This is a genomic window from Micromonospora sp. NPDC047465 (assembly GCF_040643125.1).
Taxonomy (GTDB): Bacteria; Actinomycetota; Actinomycetes; order Mycobacteriales; family Micromonosporaceae; genus Micromonospora.
In genome coordinates, this window is the sequence record NZ_JBEYTP010000022.1 from 77,364 (window position 1) to 93,662 (window position 16,299).

At 74.0% G+C, this 16,299-nt stretch carries 10 protein-coding genes; 8 read left to right on the plus strand and 2 right to left on the minus strand.

Annotated elements, in window-relative coordinates:
- Positions 1-115 precede the first annotated feature (115 nt).
- The 3 genes from thrC to ABZ793_RS20555 all read left to right on the plus strand — a co-directional run bounded on the left by thrC (position 116) and on the right by ABZ793_RS20555 (position 5,924).
- Entirely contained in the window at positions 116-1,165 is a 1,050-nt protein-coding gene (gene thrC / locus ABZ793_RS20545; protein ID WP_350703632.1) for a threonine synthase, read from the plus strand.
- 126 nt (positions 1,166-1,291) lie between these two features.
- Positions 1,292-4,564, plus strand: a complete 3,273-nt coding sequence (locus tag ABZ793_RS20550; RefSeq protein ID WP_357459508.1) for an efflux RND transporter permease subunit — start codon at positions 1,292-1,294, stop codon at positions 4,562-4,564.
- A 115-nt stretch (positions 4,565-4,679) separates the two neighbouring features.
- Positions 4,680-5,924 (plus strand): MFS transporter, encoded by a 1,245-nt coding sequence (locus tag ABZ793_RS20555; protein ID WP_350703628.1) that lies wholly within the window; start codon positions 4,680-4,682, stop codon positions 5,922-5,924.
- A gap of 12 nt (positions 5,925-5,936) precedes the next feature.
- Here ABZ793_RS20555 and ABZ793_RS20560 read toward each other — a convergent pair whose 3' ends face one another.
- Positions 5,937-6,470, minus strand: a complete 534-nt coding sequence (locus ABZ793_RS20560) for a hypothetical protein (RefSeq protein ID WP_357459512.1) — start codon at positions 6,468-6,470, stop codon at positions 5,937-5,939.
- A gap of 139 nt (positions 6,471-6,609) precedes the next feature.
- Here ABZ793_RS20560 and thrB point away from each other — a divergent pair, with 139 nt between their 5' ends.
- From thrB to ABZ793_RS20575, 3 genes are all read left to right on the plus strand, one after another.
- Complete coding sequence (gene thrB / locus ABZ793_RS20565; RefSeq protein ID WP_357459514.1) at positions 6,610-7,554, plus strand: homoserine kinase; 945 nt, start codon at positions 6,610-6,612, stop codon at positions 7,552-7,554.
- 294 nt (positions 7,555-7,848) lie between these two features.
- On the plus strand, positions 7,849-9,837 hold the full coding sequence (gene rho, locus ABZ793_RS20570; RefSeq protein ID WP_357459516.1) for a transcription termination factor Rho: 1,989 nt from the start codon (positions 7,849-7,851) through the stop codon (positions 9,835-9,837).
- Between the two features lie 254 nt (positions 9,838-10,091).
- The gene (locus ABZ793_RS20575; protein WP_357459518.1) at positions 10,092-13,550 is read left to right on the plus strand and encodes a phosphodiester glycosidase family protein; all 3,459 of its coding nucleotides are present in this window, start codon (positions 10,092-10,094) and stop codon (positions 13,548-13,550) included.
- 115 nt (positions 13,551-13,665) lie between these two features.
- Here the strand turns inward: ABZ793_RS20575 and ABZ793_RS20580 are convergent, their stop codons facing one another.
- Complete coding sequence (locus tag ABZ793_RS20580; RefSeq protein ID WP_357459520.1) at positions 13,666-14,562, minus strand: AAA family ATPase; 897 nt, start codon at positions 14,560-14,562, stop codon at positions 13,666-13,668.
- Positions 14,563-14,861: 299 nt separating this feature from the next.
- On the opposite strand from ABZ793_RS20580, the gene rpmE reads away from it, so the two are divergent.
- Together rpmE and prfA are read left to right on the plus strand one after the other, a co-directional pair.
- Positions 14,862-15,086 (plus strand): 50S ribosomal protein L31, encoded by a 225-nt coding sequence (gene rpmE / locus ABZ793_RS20585; protein WP_350686436.1) that lies wholly within the window; start codon positions 14,862-14,864, stop codon positions 15,084-15,086.
- 106 nt (positions 15,087-15,192) lie between these two features.
- Positions 15,193-16,281, plus strand: coding sequence for a peptide chain release factor 1 (gene prfA, locus ABZ793_RS20590; protein ID WP_357459524.1), 1,089 nt, complete (start codon positions 15,193-15,195; stop codon positions 16,279-16,281).
- The last annotated feature ends 18 nt before the right edge of the window (positions 16,282-16,299 follow it).

Consider the following 16,299-nt stretch of genomic DNA (forward strand, 5'->3'; position numbering starts at 1 on the left):
AGCGGTCGCGTCTCGCCAGGTGGTTAACGACGGGTGCGCCGCGGGCGGGCCGGGCAGGCTGGTCCACGCTGACGGTGCCCCCGGCCCAGCGGGGCGATAGAGCGAGGAGAGCGACATGTGGCGGGGTCTGATCGACGCGTACCGGGACCGGCTGCCGGTCACCGACGTCACGCCCGTCGTGACCCTGCACGAGGGGAACACCCCGCTGCTGCCCGCGCCGGTGCTCTCCGCCCGGCTCGGCTGCGACGTCCACCTGAAGGTGGAAGGGGCCAACCCCACCGGCTCGTTCAAGGACCGGGGCATGACGCTCGCGGTCTCCAAGGCGGTCGAGGCCGGCAACAAGGCGATCATCTGCGCCTCCACCGGTAACACCAGCGCGTCCGCGGCGGCGTACGCGGCCCGCGCCGGCCTGACCTGCGCCGTGCTCGTGCCGCAGGGCAAGATCGCGCTGGGCAAGCTGGCCCAGGCGCTGGTGCACGGCGCGAAGCTGCTCCAGGTGCAGGGCAACTTCGACGACTGCCTGTCGCTGGCGGCGAAGCTCGCCCAGGACTACCCGGTCGCCCTGGTCAACTCGGTCAACATCGACCGGCTGCACGGCCAGAAGACGGCCGCGTTCGAGATCGTCGAGGCGCTCGGCGACGCGCCCGACATCCACTGCCTGCCGGTCGGCAACGCCGGCAACGTCTCCGCCTACTGGATGGGCTACTCGGAGGAACTGCGGGACGGCAACGCCACCCGGGCCCCGAAGATGTACGGCTTCCAGGCGGCCGGCGCGGCGCCGATCGTCACCGGCCAGGTGGTCCGCGAGCCGTCCACGATCGCCACCGCGATCCGGATCGGCAACCCGGCGAGCTGGACCAGGGCGCTGGACGCCCGGGATTCCTCCGGCGGCCTGATCGCCGCCGTCACCGACCGGGAGATCCTGGCCGCGTACCGGCTGCTGGCCCGCGAGGTCGGGGTCTTCGTCGAGCTGGGCAGCGCGGCCAGCGTGGCCGGCCTGCTCCAGCAGGCCGCCGCCGGCAGGATCCCGGCCGGCTCGACGGTCGTCTGCACGGTCACCGGGCACGGCCTGAAGGACCCGGAGTGGGCCATCTCCACCGCTCCCGCTCCGATCACCATCGCCAACGATCCGCTGGCCGCCGCCCGCTCGCTCGACCTGGCCTGAACCACGCCTGGACCCGCCCGTCCTGTGGGCGGGACCGGGAGCGGGGGCGGCCGGTGTGCGCCGCAGCGGGTGCGGGAGACTTCTTCCGCCCCGCAACCGTCCTCTCTCCAGGAGTGAGCCACGCCGATGTCGGTGCTCGCCAGATTCAGCCTCGCCAATCGAGGGCTGATCGCCCTCATCGCGGTGGTGACCACGGCGTTCGGAGCGTTCGCCGTGCCGTCGCTGAAGCAGCAACTCCTGCCGTCGCTGGAGTTCCCAGCCGCGTTCATCGTGGCGGCGTACCCGGGCGCCGGCCCGGAGGTCGTCGAGTCGCAGGTCACCGAGCCGATCGAGAACAGCCTCCAGGGCATCCCCGGCCTGGACCGGGTCACCTCGACCTCGCGTGAGGGCTCGACGACCGTCCAGGTGCAGTACGAGTTCGGCACCGACCTGGACGACGTGGTCAACAAGATGGAGACCGCGCTCAACCGGATCGACACGCAGCTGCCGGAGGGGGTCGACCCGCAGGTCATCGCCGGCAGCACGGACGACCTGCCCGCCGTGGTGCTCGCCGCGTCCGGCGGCGCCGACCAGCGCGCCCTCGCCGAGAAGCTGCGTGGCGCGGTCGTGCCGGAGCTGGAGGCGATCGAGGGGGTCCGGTCGGTCGACGTGACCGGCGCCCGGGACGACGTCGTGGTCGTCACCCCGAATCCGGCGAAGCTGGCCGCGACGAAGCTCCAGCCGGCCGCGATCGGCGCCGCGCTGAAGACCAACGGCGTGACGGTGCCGGCCGGCGCGGTGGCCGACGGCACCCGGGCGCTGCCGGTGCAGGTGGGCACCCCGCTCGCCACGCTGGACGACCTGCGCGGCATCGTCGTCGCGCCGGCGGCGGGGAAGGCCGCCCCGGTCCGCCTCGGCGACGTGGCCACCGTCGAACAGCAGCTCGCCCCGGCCACCGCGCTCACCCGGACCAACGGCAGGGACAGCCTCGGCATCGCCGTCACCGCGGCCCCCGACGGCAACGCGGTGGAGATCTCCCACGAGATCCGGGACCGGCTGGCCGAGCTGCGGGAGGCCTCCGGCGCCGAGCTGACCGTGGTCTTCGACCAGGCGCCGTTCGTCGAGAAGTCCATCGAGAGCCTGACCACCGAGGGCCTGCTGGGCCTGGTCATGGCCGTCATCGTCATCCTGGTCTTCCTGCTGTCGATCCGCTCCACCGTGGTCACCGCGGTCTCCATCCCGCTCTCGGTGGTGGTCGCCCTGATCGCGCTCTGGATCGGCGACTACTCGCTGAACCTGCTCACCCTCGGCGCGCTCACCATCGCGGTCGGCCGGGTGGTCGACGACTCGATCGTCGTGCTGGAGAACATCAAGCGGCACCTGGAGTACGGCGAGCCGAAGCGCGAGGCGATCCTCGCCGCCGTCCGCGAGGTGGCCGGCGCGGTGACCGCGTCCACCCTCACCACGGTGGCCGTCTTCGCGCCGATCGCGCTGGTGGGCGGCTTCGTCGGGCAGCTGTTCGCGCCGTTCGCGATCACCGTCACCGTGGCCCTGCTCGCCTCGCTGCTGGTCTCGCTGACCGTCATTCCGGTGCTCGCGTACTGGTTCCTCAAGCCCTCCGGCGGCACCGTGGACGACGCCGCGGTGCGCCGGGCGGCGGAGGAGAAGGAGCTGCGCAGCCCGTTGCAGCGGGCGTACCTGCCGGTGATCGGATTCGCCACCCGCAAGCGGGCCACCCGCTGGATCACCCTGGGGCTCGGCGTGCTCGTGCTGTTCGGCACGTTCGGCCTGTCCCGGCAGCTGGAGACCAACTTCATCGACGACTCCGGCCAGGACACGCTGAGCATGACGCAGGAACTGCCGGCGGGCACCGGGCTGGCCGGCACCGACGCGGCGGCCCGCCAGATCGAGGCGGTGCTGGAGCGGACCGACGGCATCGAGACGTACCAGGTGACGGCGGGCGGCGGGGACAACCCGTTCGCGGGCGGCGGCAACAACGTCGCCACCTGGTCGCTGGCCCTCGGCGGCGAGACCGACGCCAAGGAGATGCGGGAGGTCCTGCGCCGGGAGATCGAGGCGCTCGGCGCGGCCGTCGGCGAGGTCAGCTTCGGGGCCGGACAGGGCGGGGCCGCCGCCAACCAGTTGGAGGTGGTCGTCCAGGCCACCGACCCGGAGGCGCTGAGCCGGGCAGCCGAGGAGGTCCGGGCGGCGATGGCCGGGGTGGCGGGCGTGGCGGACGTCTCCACCAGCCTCGCCACCCGGGTGCCGCGCGTCGACGTCACCGTCGACCGGGTCGCCGCCGGCCGGGCCGGGCTCACCGAGGCCGCCGTCGGCCAGTTGGTGGCGCAGGCGTTCCGGGGTGCGCCGCTGGGCCAGGTGACCCTGGACGGCGGGCAGCGGGACGTGGTGCTGCGGTTCGCGGGCAAGGTGCCGGTCTCCGTCGAGGAGCTGCGCGCGCTGCCGGTGGGGCCGGTGAAGCTGGACGACATCGCCGACGTCACCGTGGCCGAGGGGCCGCAGCAGGTGACCCGGATCGAGGGTGAGCGCAGCGTCTCGGTGACCGGTACGGCCACCGCCTCCAACCTCGGCGCCACCACCCAGGAGCTGCAGAAGAAGCTGGACGCCATCGACGTTCCGGGGGCGACCTTCGCCATCGGCGGCGTCAGCGCCGACCAGGAGGAGGCGTTCGCCGACCTGGGCCTGGCCGTGCTCGCGGCCATCGCGATCGTCTTCCTGATCATGGTGGCGACGTTCCGCAGCCTGACCCAGGCGCTGATCCTGCTGATCTCCATCCCGTTCGCGGCGACCGGCGCGATCGGCCTGCTGCTGGCCACCGGCACCCCGCTGGGCGTGCCGGCGCTGATCGGCGTGCTCATGCTGGTCGGCATCGTGGTGACCAACGCGATCGTGCTGCTCGACCTGATCAACCAGTACCGGGCGCAGGGCATGGGGGTCCGGGAGGCGGTGGTCGAGGGCGGCCGGCGCCGGCTGCGACCGATCCTGATGACCGCGGTCGCCACCATCTTCGCGCTGCTGCCGATGGCGTTCGGCCTCACCGGGGAGGGCGGCTTCATCTCCAAGCCGCTGGCGATCGTGGTGATCGGCGGTCTGCTCAGCTCGACGCTGCTGACCCTGATCCTGGTGCCGACGCTCTACACGATGGTGGAGCACGCCAAGGAGAGCATCCGCTCCTGGCGGGCGAGCCGGTCCGGCGGCGAGACCCCGGCGGCCCCCGCCGCCGTCCGGGACGCCGGGACGGAGCGGTCCGGCGAGCCGGTCCCGGTGCCCGCGGCGCCGTCGGCCGGCGCGGAGGGGGCCGCCCGGCCGGCGCCGTCGGCCGCGCTGGTGGACGGCACGGACCAGTTCGAGGTGCTGCGGCTGCCGAAGAGCCGCAGGTCGCCGCTGCCACCGGCCGAGTAGCACCCGTACGTCCGTGGACGCCCCCGGCCGGTCCCGCCCGCCGGGGGCGTCCGCGTTCGGTCAGGTACCCGCCGGACGCCGTGGCGCGCCGGCCACCGCCCGGTAGGGTCCGGACGTGCCGTCCACCTTCTCGGTCCTCGCCCGCAACCGGAACTTCCGCAACCTCGTCCTGGCCGAGCTGGTGGTCTTCGGCGCCGACTGGTTCGTCATGGTGCCGCTGCTGGTGCTCCTGCCGGACCTGACCGGCAGCGGCGTGTGGGGGGCGCTGGTGCTCGCCGTGGACACCGGCATCGTGGCGTTGCTGCTGCCCTACACGGGCACGGTCGCCGACCGGTTCGACCGGCGCAAGATCATGATCGCGGCCAACGTCGCGGCCCTGTTCGGCGTGCTCCTGCTGCTCGGGGTGCGCAGCGCCGGCACGGCCTGGCTGGCGATGGTCGGGATCGGCGTGGTGGCGGTGGCCAAGGCGTTCTACTCCCCGGCGGCCCAGGCCGCCCTGCCCAACGTCCTCGACCCCGACGAGCTGGCCGCGGGCAACGCCGTCGCCGGGTCGGCCTGGGGCACGATGACCATCGTCGGCGCCTCGCTCGGTGGCGTGCTCAGCGCCGCCGTCGGCCCGTACGCCTGCTTCTGGGTGGGGGTGGTCGGCCTGGCGGCCGCGGCGGGCCTGGCCACGCTGATTCGCCGGCCGTTGCAGGCCCCGCGCGACGCCGGACGACCGGCGCAGCAGACCTGGGCGGCGATCCGCGAGGCGCTGGGCTACATCGGGCACCGGCCGAGGGTGTTGGGGCTGGTCACCGTGAAGAGCGCGGTCGGCCTGGGCAACGGCGTGCTGACGGTCTTCCCGCTGCTCGCCGCGGTGTACGGCGTGGGGCCGGTCGGGACCGGGCTGCTCTTCGCGGTCCGCGGGGCGGGTGCGCTGGTCGGGCCGATCCTGATGCGTCGGGTGCTGAACAACCGGGCCTGGCTGCTGTCCGGGCTGGCGCTGTCCATGTCCCTCTACGGCCTGGCCTACCTCGGCATCTCGGTCGTCGACTGGTTCCCGCTGGTGCTGGCCCTGGTCTTCGTCGCCCACTTCGCCGGCGGCAGCAACTGGGTGATGTCGAACTTCGCCCTTCAGGGCGAGGTGCCCGACCGGTTGCGGGGCCGGGTCTTCGCCACCGACATGATGCTGGCGACCCTGGCCATCTCGGTCAGCCAGCTCGTGGTGGCGGCCGTGGTGGACACGGTGGACGAGCGGGTGGTGCTGGCCGGCTGCGGCCTGGTCACGCTGGTCTACGCGGTCGGCTGGCGGATCGCCACCCGCCGGCTCTCCCTCACCGACCCGGTCGCGGAGCCGGACCCGACCCCGGCCCGCTGACCCGCCCGTCGGTCAGCGCTGTCCCGTCCCGCCCGTGGGCGCGTCCGGCCGGGTCAGGCCGTCCCACTGCGTCGGCGCGTGGCCGGGGACCGCCGTGGGCCACCCCGGCGCGGGCTGCCCGGCTGCGGTCGGCGCGGGCCCGGGGGTCGGTGCGGGCCCGGCGGGCGGCCAGCCGCCCGAGGGGGCGGCCGCCGTGCCGGTCGCCCGCCGCCCGGCGAGCACCGCCGCGATCACCAGGCCCAGCCCGAGGGGGTACGCCACGGCCATCACCACGCTGTACGCCGTGTTCACCAGCTGGAACTCGCGCCACCCGAAGTCGGCGCCGTTGGAAGATCCGAAGCTGCCGTCGATCAGGCCGGGAGCCAGCAGGATCCAGGCGAGGGTGAGCACCGAGCTGACGAGCAGCACGCCGAGGCCGAACAGGGCCAGCAGCCGGGGCCGTCGGGGCAGCCGCCGCCCCGCCGCCACGGTCAGCACGAGGCCGACCAGCAACACCAGCATCGTGGGCGCCTGCGTGGCCAGCGTCGTCGCCAGGTGTCCGAGCACTCTGCCTCCCGTCGTCGTCGGTCGGGTCAGGCTAGCGGAACAGCGCCGGGCCGGATCACCCACGCGGTGCCAGCGGCGGCCCCGTCCCACCGGGCGGGCGGACGGCCGCGACGTCGGTGCGGAGCCCTAGCATGAGCCGGTGCCGACGACATTCGCCTCCGGTCCGGTCCGGGTCCGGGTTCCCGCCACCAGCGCCAACCTGGGGCCGGGCTTCGACGCCCTGGGGCTCGCCCTGGCCCTCTACGACGACGTGGCCGCCGAGGTCACGGCGGGGGGCGTCACGGTGGTCGTGACGGGGCAGGGCGCCGGGGAGCTGCCGACCGACGACCGGCACCTCGTGGTGCGCGCCATGCGGGCGACCTTCGAGGCGCTGGGCGGCCAGCCGGCGGGCCTGGCGGTGGAGTGTGTCAACCGCATCCCGCAGGCCCGGGGGCTGGGCTCCTCGTCGGCCGCGATCGTCGCCGGCGTGCTGCTCGCCCGGGCGCTGGTGACCGACGGGGAGGCCCGGCTGGACGACGCCGCCGCGCTGCGGCTCGCCGCCGGGATCGAGGGCCATCCGGACAATGTGGCGCCCTGCCTGCTCGGTGGCTTCACGCTGGCCTGGACGGAGCCGTCCGGGGCCCGGGCGGTGTCGCTGCCGGTCGCCGCCGGCGTACGACCGACGGTCTTCGTGCCTCAGGAGCGCGGCCTGACGGCGGCGGCACGGGCCGCGCTGCCGGCCACCGTGCCGCACGGAGACGCGGCGCTGAACGCCGGACGCGCCGCGCTGCTGGTGCACGCGATGACCGCCGAGCCGGCGCTGCTGCTGCCGGCCACCGTCGACCGGCTGCACCAGGACTACCGCGCGGAGGGGATGCCGGGCAGCGCCGCCCTGGTCGGGGCGTTGCGTGAGGTCGGTGTGGCGGCTGTGATCAGTGGGGCCGGACCGACCGTCCTGGCCCTGGACGGGCTGCCGGAAGGCTATGATCCGGGAACAGACTGGCAGGTCTGGCGGTTGGACCCGGACGGGCACGGAGCACGGGTTGCCCGGGGTAGACTCGGACACGCGGAGCGGGACCCTGTTGCCGCAGGTCGGAAGAGTTGATTACGCTCTAGACTTAGCACAGCCGCGAAGCATGCGATCTTCCTGCGGGTCGGCGCACCCCCGAAGCTTTCGGCGGTCAGCCCGTCACCCCTGCTTAGGCCCACGCCGCACCGCAGTCTTCACAGGTCGCCGCAGACGGCGAGACCTGCTCACCGACGTCGGTGAGTCGGGAAACCGACCGGCTGCTGTGTCACAGACTCCCGCGACGCGTCCATGCGAGGCGGGTGCACCGAGGCCGCCCGGCCACCTTGTTTCGACCCCGGGCAGTCCCGGCCTATCGAGGGAAGGAATCCATTGAGCGACACCACCGACGTGACGTCGGATGTTTCCAACGTCGCTGGCGATGCCACCACCGCCGCCGCCCCCGCCCGTCGTCGGCGCAGCGGCACCGGCCTGTCGGCGATGCTGCTGCCGGAGCTGCAGAGCCTGGCTGCGTCGCTCGGCATCTCGGGCACGGCTCGGATGCGCAAGGGCGAGCTGATCAGCGCGATCTCCGAGCGGCAGGGCGGCGCCACCGCCGGGACCCCTCGACCGCGGGCCGAGGTCGCGGCCGCCGCCGCTCCCGCCCGGGAAGAGGTCCGCGAGACCACCGAGCGGCCCGAGGCCGAGCGGCGAGCCGCGGAGCAGGCCCCGGCGGAGCCGGCGCCCGTCGAGACCGAGGCTCGTCCCCGGACCCGGCGCAGCCGGGCCGCCGCCGCCGAGGCGCGGGCTGCCGAGGCCCGTCCCGCGGAGACTCGCACGGAGGAGGCCGAGGCCGGCGAGCGTGCCGACCGGGGCGAGGGCCGTGGCCGCGAGCGCGTTGAGCGTGGCGAGCGTGCGGAGCGCGTTGAGCGTGCCGAGCGCGTTGAGCGTGGCGAGCGTGCGGAGCGCGGCGAGCGTGCCGAGCGTGCCGAGCGTGCCGAGCGGGGCGACCGCAACGAGCGGGCCGAGCGTGCCGAGCGGGGCGACCGCAACGAGCGGGCCGAGCGGGGCGACCGCAACGAGCGGGGCGACCGGGGCCAGCGCGCCGAGCGCGACGCCGACGGTGACGACGACGGCGAGGGCGGCGGCCGGCGCGGCCGGCGCAGCCGGTTCCGGGACCGTCGCCGCGGCCGTGGCGAGCGGGCCGAGGGCGGCGGCGAGGGCGGGCGCGAGCCGCAGGTCGGCGAGGACGACGTGCTCGTCCCGGTGGCCGGCATCATCGACGTGCTCGACAACTACGCCTTCGTGCGGACCACCGGCTACCTGGCCGGCCCGAACGACGTCTACGTCTCGATGTCCCAGATCAAGAAGTACGGTCTGCGGCGCGGTGACGCCATCACCGGTGCGGTGCGCGCCTCGCGCGACGGCGAGCAGCGGCGGGACAAGTACAACCCGCTGGTGCGGCTGGACACCATCAACGGGATGGAGCCGGACGAGGCGAAGCGCCGGCCGGAGTTCTACAAGCTCACCCCGCTCTACCCGCAGGAGCGGCTGCGGCTGGAGACCGAGCCGCACATCCTCACCACCCGGGTGATCGACCTGGTCATGCCGCTCGGCAAGGGCCAGCGCGCGCTGATCGTGTCGCCGCCGAAGGCGGGCAAGACGATGGTGCTGCAGGCCATCGCGAACGCGATCACGCACAACAACCCGGAGTGCCACCTGATGGTGGTGCTGGTGGACGAGCGCCCCGAAGAGGTCACCGACATGCAGCGGTCGGTGAAGGGTGAGGTCATCGCGGCGACGTTCGACCGTCCGCCGCAGGACCACACCACGGTGGCGGAGCTGGCGATCGAGCGGGCGAAGCGCCTGGTCGAGCTGGGCCACGACGTGGTCGTGCTGCTCGACTCGGTGACCCGGCTCGGTCGGTCGTACAACCTGGCGGCGCCGGCCAGCGGCCGGATCATGTCGGGTGGTATCGACTCCACCGCGCTCTACCCGCCGAAGCGCTTCCTGGGTGCGGCCCGCAACATCGAGAACGGTGGCTCGCTGACCATCCTCGCCACCGCGCTGGTGGAGACCGGGTCCATGGCGGACACGGTCATCTTCGAGGAGTTCAAGGGCACCGGCAACGCGGAGCTGAAGCTGGACCGGAAGATCGCCGACAAGCGCACCTTCCCGGCCATCGACATCCACCCGTCCGGCACCCGCAAGGAGGAGATCCTGCTCGCGCCGGAGGAGCTGGCCATCATCCACAAGCTCCGCAAGGTGCTGCACTCGCTGGACTCGCAGGCGGCGCTGGACCTGCTGCTCGACAAGCTCAAGCAGACCCGCACCAACATCGAGTTCCTGATGCAGATCGCCAAGTCGACGCCGGGGGAGTGACGCTCCCCGGGTGAGACCGACGAGAAGGGCACGGCCACCGCGGCCGTGCCCTTCTCGCGTTCCCGGGCGCCCCGTGCCGTGCGCCCGCCCGCCGTCCGTCCGCCCACGACAGTCGCATGCGGTCACCACGCCCGTCGCGCGCTTCAACGCCGGCCGCGTTGTTGCTTCGGACCGGGTACCGAGGGGTGGAGTTTTCCTTCGGTTTGGTTGACAGGTATTGAAACTTCTATTCACAGTCCGGTTGACTGTGGCCCATGCGTACCCGCAGACGATCAGCCCGTCTTGCCGGCGTCCTGCTGTTGACGCCGCTGCTCACCATGGCCGGCACCGTGCCGGCGACCGCCGGTGCGCCGGATCCGGCCACCGACCCCTCCGCCACCGCGGCCGAGGACGCGCCCCGCGCCTCCTCGTACCCCGCCGACTCCGTCACGCTCTCCGGCGGCATCGAGCCGGCCGGCGGCCTGGAGACCGCCAAGACCACCCGCCCGGTCGCCCCGGGCCTCCAACTCACCTCCTTCGACCGGTACGACGCCGACGGCTGGCTCCGCGCCGACGCGCTCACGGCCGACCTCACCGGCGGCGTCACCGTCGACTACGTGAACTCCGGCGCGGTCAGCCGGGCCGAGCCCCTGCGCCGCGCCGTGGACGCCTCCCGCGCGGTCGCGGCGGTCAACGGCGACTTCTTCGACATCAACAACTCGGGTGCCGCCCAAGGCGTCGGCATCCGCGACGGCGAACTGGTCCAGTCCGCGGTCAGCGGGCACCGCAACGCCGTCGCGATCACCACCGAGGGGCTCGGCCGGGTCATCGAGGTCAACTTCGACGGCACCGCGACGCTGCCCACCGGCCCGGTGAAGCTGACCCAGTTCAACAACATGATCCAGGCGAACGGGATCGGCGTGTTCACCGCGCTCTGGGGGTCGTACACCCGGGAACGCGCGGTCGCCGGCGCCGCCCGCGTCACGGAGGTCACGGTGGTCGACGGCCGCGTCGCCACCGTCGGCACGACGGCCGGCAGCGGGCCGATCCCGGCCGGCACCACCGTGCTGCTCGGGCGCGACTCCGGCGCGGACGCCCTCGCCGGGCTGCGCCCCGGCGACCCGGTGACGGTCGCCTGGCAGCCCAAGCCCGCCGACGGCAGCACCCTGCACGCGGCGGTCGGCGGCGGCAACGTGCTGGTCCGGGACGGCGTGGTGCAGAACATCGCCGACGCGTCGCTGGCCCCGCGCACGTCGGTCGGCTTCTCCGCCGACGGCCGGCGCATGATCCTGCTGACCGTGGACGGCCGCCAGGTCGACAGCCGCGGCGTCACCCAGACCGAGATGGGCCGGATGATGGCCGAGCTCGGCGCCCACCACGCGCTCAACCTCGACGGCGGCGGCTCGTCCACGCTGCTCGCCCGGGAGCCGGGCGCGGCGGCCGTGCAGGTGGAGAACAGCCCCTCCGACGGCACGGAGCGCGCGGTGCCCAACGGCCTGGCCCTCTACGCGCCCCAGGGCAGCGGCCGGCTCACCGGGTACTGGCTGGAGACCGCCAGCGACCCGACCAGCGCACCCGGCGTCGCGCCGGTGCGCGGCGGCCGCCCCGACCGGGTCTTCCCCGGCCTCACCCGCCGGCTCACCGCCGCCGGCCACGACGAGACGTACGGCCCGGCGGCCGGCGCGCCGAAGTGGCGGGCCAACCCGGCGGCGCAGGGCACCGTCGACCGCGAGGGCACCTTCCGGGCCGGCCGGCCCGGCCGTACCACCGTCACCGCCTGGCGGGACGAGGCCCGCGGCACCCTCGACCTCACCGTCCTCGGCCCGCTGGCCCGGATCGACTCCACCGTGGACCGGGTCGGCCTGGACGGGGCGCAGGGCAGCGCGCTGTTCGGCGTGGTCGGCTACGACGCCGAGGGCAACACCGCCCCGATCGAGCCCGCCGACCTGAAGCTCGACTACGACCGGGACCTTCTCAAGATCACCCCGACCGCCGACGGCAACCTCGCCGTCACCGCGCTGCGGGACACCGGCTCGGCGCTGGTCACCGTGCGCGTGGGCGGCAGCAGCACCGTGCTGCCCGTCACCGTCGGGCTCACCGACGTCCCGGTGGCCACGTTCGACGACGCGGCGGCCTGGAAGTTCAGCCAGGCCCGGGCCAGCGGGGCCGTCGCCCCGGCGCCGGGGCGCACCGGCACCGGCCTGAAGATGACGTACGACTTCAGCCAGTCCACCGGCACCCGGGCCGCGTACGCCGACCCGCCGGCCTGGATCGACGTGGCCGGCCAGCCGCAGGCGTTCGGCATGTGGATCCACGGCAACGGCACCGGGGAGTGGCCCAGCCTGCACCTGCACGACGCGCAGAACACCCAGCACGTCCTGCGCGGGCCACTGATCACCTGGAAGGGCTGGAAGTACGTCGAGTTCGCCGTGCCCGCCGGCGTGGAGTACCCGGTGCGGATCCGCCGGTTCTACGTGGCCGAGACCAACGCCGCCGCCCAGTACCGCAGCGAGGTGGTCATCGACGACCTGGTGGCGAAGGTGCCGCCGACGGTCGACGCCCCGGCCGAGGCGCCGCGCACCGACCGGGTGGTGCTCCGCGACGGCACGGTCGACGGCGCGCCCTGGCGCTTCGCGGTCATGTCCGACGCGCAGTTCGTCGCGGCGGACCCGGACAGCGACCTGGTCGCCCAGGCCCGCCGTACGCTCCGCGAGGTCAAGGCCGCGAAGCCGGACTTCCTCGTGATCAACGGCGACTTCGTGGACACCGCGTACCCGGCCGACTTCGCGCTGGCGAAGCGGGTGCTGGACGAGGAGCTCGGCGGGGAACTGCCGTACTACTACGTGCCCGGCAACCACGAGATCATGGGCGCCCCGATCGCCAACTTCCGGGCCGCGTTCGGTGACACCGAGCGGGTCTTCGACCACAAGGGCACCCGGTTCGTCACGCTGAACTCGTCGACCGGCTCGCTGCGCGGCGGCGGCTTCGACCAGGTGCGGATGCTGCGCGAGGCGCTCGACTCGGCGGCCGGCGACCCCGCCGTCGGCTCGGTGGCGGTGCTGCACCACCACCCGCCGCGCGACCCGAGCCCGGCCAAGGCCAGCCAGCTCGGCGATCGGAAGGAGGCCGCGCTGCTGGAGCAGTGGCTGGCCGACTTCCAGCACCGCACCGGCAAGGGGGCGGTCTTCGTCGGCGGGCACGTCGGCACGTTCCACGCCGACCGGGTCGACGGGGTGCCGTACCTGATCAACGGCAACTCGGGCAAGAACCCGTCCACCCCGGCCGACCAGGGCGGATTCACCGGGTGGACCGAGTTCGGGGTGGACCCGGTGAGCCCCGCCGAGGCCGACCGGGCCCGGCGGAACCCGCTCGTGGAGGGCCCGCGCTGGGTCGCCGCCGAGTTCCACGCGCACGTCGACGGGCTCGCGTTGGCCGCCCCGGCCAGCGTCGCCGTCGACGCCCCGGCGACGGTCACCGCCACGGTGACCCAGCCGGGCGGGCGTACGGTGCCGGTGGCGGCGCCGGTGAGCGCGGACTGGTCCGCCTCGCCGAACCTGCACGTCGGCTCGGCCGCCGGGCTGAAGCCCTGGCACGTGGCCCGCTTCGACCCGGCCACCGGCACGCTCACCGCCCTGCGCCCCAGCGCGCAGGTCACGCTGGCGGTGGAGGTCAACGGCGTCCGGGCCGAGGCGACCGTCGCCCTGACCGCCGCCGCCCAGGCCCCCGCCGCCTGAGGGTGAGGAGGGCGCCTTCCTGACGCCCCGCGCACAGGAAGGCCCCCTGCTGGCACCGCCCGAGGCCCGCACCGATCCCGGTGCGGGCCTCGGGTGTCGACAGGGCTCCCCGATCTCAGAAGTCGCCCTCGGCGACCTGGAAGACGGTGAGGCCGAGGGCGCGCCACATCCGTACGACCTGCTGGCGGTCGTCGAAGACGCCGACCACCCGGTAGCGGTCCCTGACCTCGTGCTCGTAGATCTCCTGCTTGACCACCGAGTCCTTGCGGTTGTCGCCGACGGCGCGCAGGTGCAGGTCGAGGTAGGGCACCCGGACGTGCCGGGCCAGCCACGCCTCCGTGGCGGGCCGGGCGGTGGCGTCGCGGCCCGAGCAGAAGACCACCCCGTACCCGGCCGCGTGCATCGCCCGGACCGCCGCGATCACCGCCGGGTTCGGCTCGTCCTCGTCGACCCGGGTCATGTCGTACGGGCTGCGCGAGACGTTCAGCGCGACCGTCCCGTCGATGTCGACCAGCACGATCTCCGGCGGATCGGTCGACGGGGCGTGCACCGTGGCCGGCCGCCCCGTCCGGGCCTGCGGCACCGGCAGCGGCAACGCGCGCCCCTCCAGGTAGCGCTCGTGCAGCCGGCGGATCCACGCCTCGCCGACCCGGTCGGCCTCCGGGCGGGCGGCGTCGCGGCGCAGGCACTCCGCCAGCGGCACGTCGGTGAAGTCGTGCACCTCGAACTCGGCACCGTGCCGGGCGGCCAGGTCGGCCCAGTCCCGCAGGGTCCGCGACCGCAGGTTGGTGTCGTCGACGCAGACGTCCGCCCGGGCCCGCAGCAGCGCCTCGACCTGCGCCCGCTGCACGACGGTCACCTGCCACTCCGCCCACTGGGTGAACAGCCGCTCGCCGTGCAGCATCCGGCGCAGGTCGTCCCGGTTGACCCGGACCACGGACGGTTGCAGCGTCCGGGCGAACGTGGTCTTGCCGGAGGCGGGGAGTCCCCGGGTGGCGATCAGGCGGGCCATGGCTCCTCCGTGTCGTACGTCTCGGTGGCCGGCGGCGCGTCGCCGCCGTGCCCCGGGCGGGGCACGACCGGCGGGCGGCCGTGCCGGGGTGAATGCCCGGCCAGGCGGCGGGAATGCGGGAGAGGAGGCGCGCGTTGTCGATGCCGGAGCAGCCGTGCGGCCCGATTGCCGGGCCGGCGCCGGCCCATGGCACACTGGTCAATCGGCCACCGGTTCCGGTTCACGCCCGAGCCCGTCGCGCACGAGGCGACGGACACCGACGGCGACCCGGCGACCATCCACGAAAGGACCGAGGCGACATGAAGCCCAACATCCACCCGGAGTACGTGACCACCGAGGTCACCTGCTCCTGCGGCAACACCTTCAGCACCCGCAGCACCGCCAAGGGCGGCTCGATCCACGTCGAGACCTGCAGCGCCTGCCACCCGTTCTACACGGGCAAGCAGCGCGTCCTGGACACCGCCGGGCGGGTCGCGAAGTTCCAGCAGAAGTACGCCAAGGTTCAGGCCAAGAAGGCCAAGTAACTCCTCGTTCGGCGCCCGCGCCCGGTTTCGTGCCGGTCGCGGGCGTCGTCCGTATCCGCCCCGGTTCCGCCTCCCGTCCCGCCGTCGTCGAAGGAGCTTCCCCCGCATGAGCAGTGAGCGCCTGGCCGCCCTCCTCGACGAGTACGCCGAGCTGGAGAAGCGGCTGGCGGACCCGGCCATCCACGCCGACCAGGGCACCGCCCGCCGGGTCGGCCGTCGGTACGCCGAGCTGGTCCCGCTGCACAAGGCGGCCGGGGAGTTGGAGCAGGCCCGCGCCGACCTCGCCGCCGCCCGGGAACTGGCCGCCGAGGACCCGTCCTTCGCCGCCGAGGCGGAGTCGATCGCGGCGAGCCTGCCGGCGCTCGAGGAGCGGCTGGCCGAGCTGCTGATCCCGCGCGACCCGCACGACGCCAAGGACGTGATCGTCGAGATCAAGGCCGGCGAGGGCGGCGAGGAGTCCGCGCTCTTCGCCGGCGACCTGCTGCGGATGTACACCCGGTACGCCGAGCGGCGCGGCTGGCTCACCGAGGTGATCGACGCCCAGGACTCGGACCTCGGCGGGGTGAAGGACGTCTCGCTGGCGATCAAGACCAAGGGCGTGCCCGAGGGCGGCAACGGCGTCTGGTCCCGGCTCAAGTGGGAGGGCGGCGTGCACCGGGTGCAGCGCGTCCCGGTCACCGAGTCGCAGGGCCGGATCCACACCAGCGCCGCCGGCGTGCTGGTGCTGCCCGAGGCCGAGGACGTCGACGTCACCATCGACCCGAACGACCTGCGGATCGACGTGTTCCGCTCGTCGGGTCCGGGCGGCCAGTCGGTGAACACCACCGACTCGGCGGTGCGGATCACCCACGTCCCGACCGGCATCGTGGTCTCCTGCCAGAACGAGAAGTCCCAGTTGCAGAACCGGGAGCAGGCGATGCGGATCCTGCGCGCCCGGCTGCTGGCGGCGGCCCAGGAGCAGGCCGACGCGGCCGCCTCGGACGCCCGCAAGGCGCAGGTGCGCACCGTGGACCGCTCGGAGCGGATCCGCACCTACAACTTCCCGCAGAACCGGATCACCGACCACCGGATCGGCTACACCGCGTACAACCTGGACCTGTCCCTCGCCGGGGACCTGGACGGCGTCCTCGACGCCCTGGCGGAGGCCGACCGCGCCGCCCGCCTGGCCGGCGACACAGAGCTGACCCGCCGCTGACCCGCCGGGCCGAGGAGA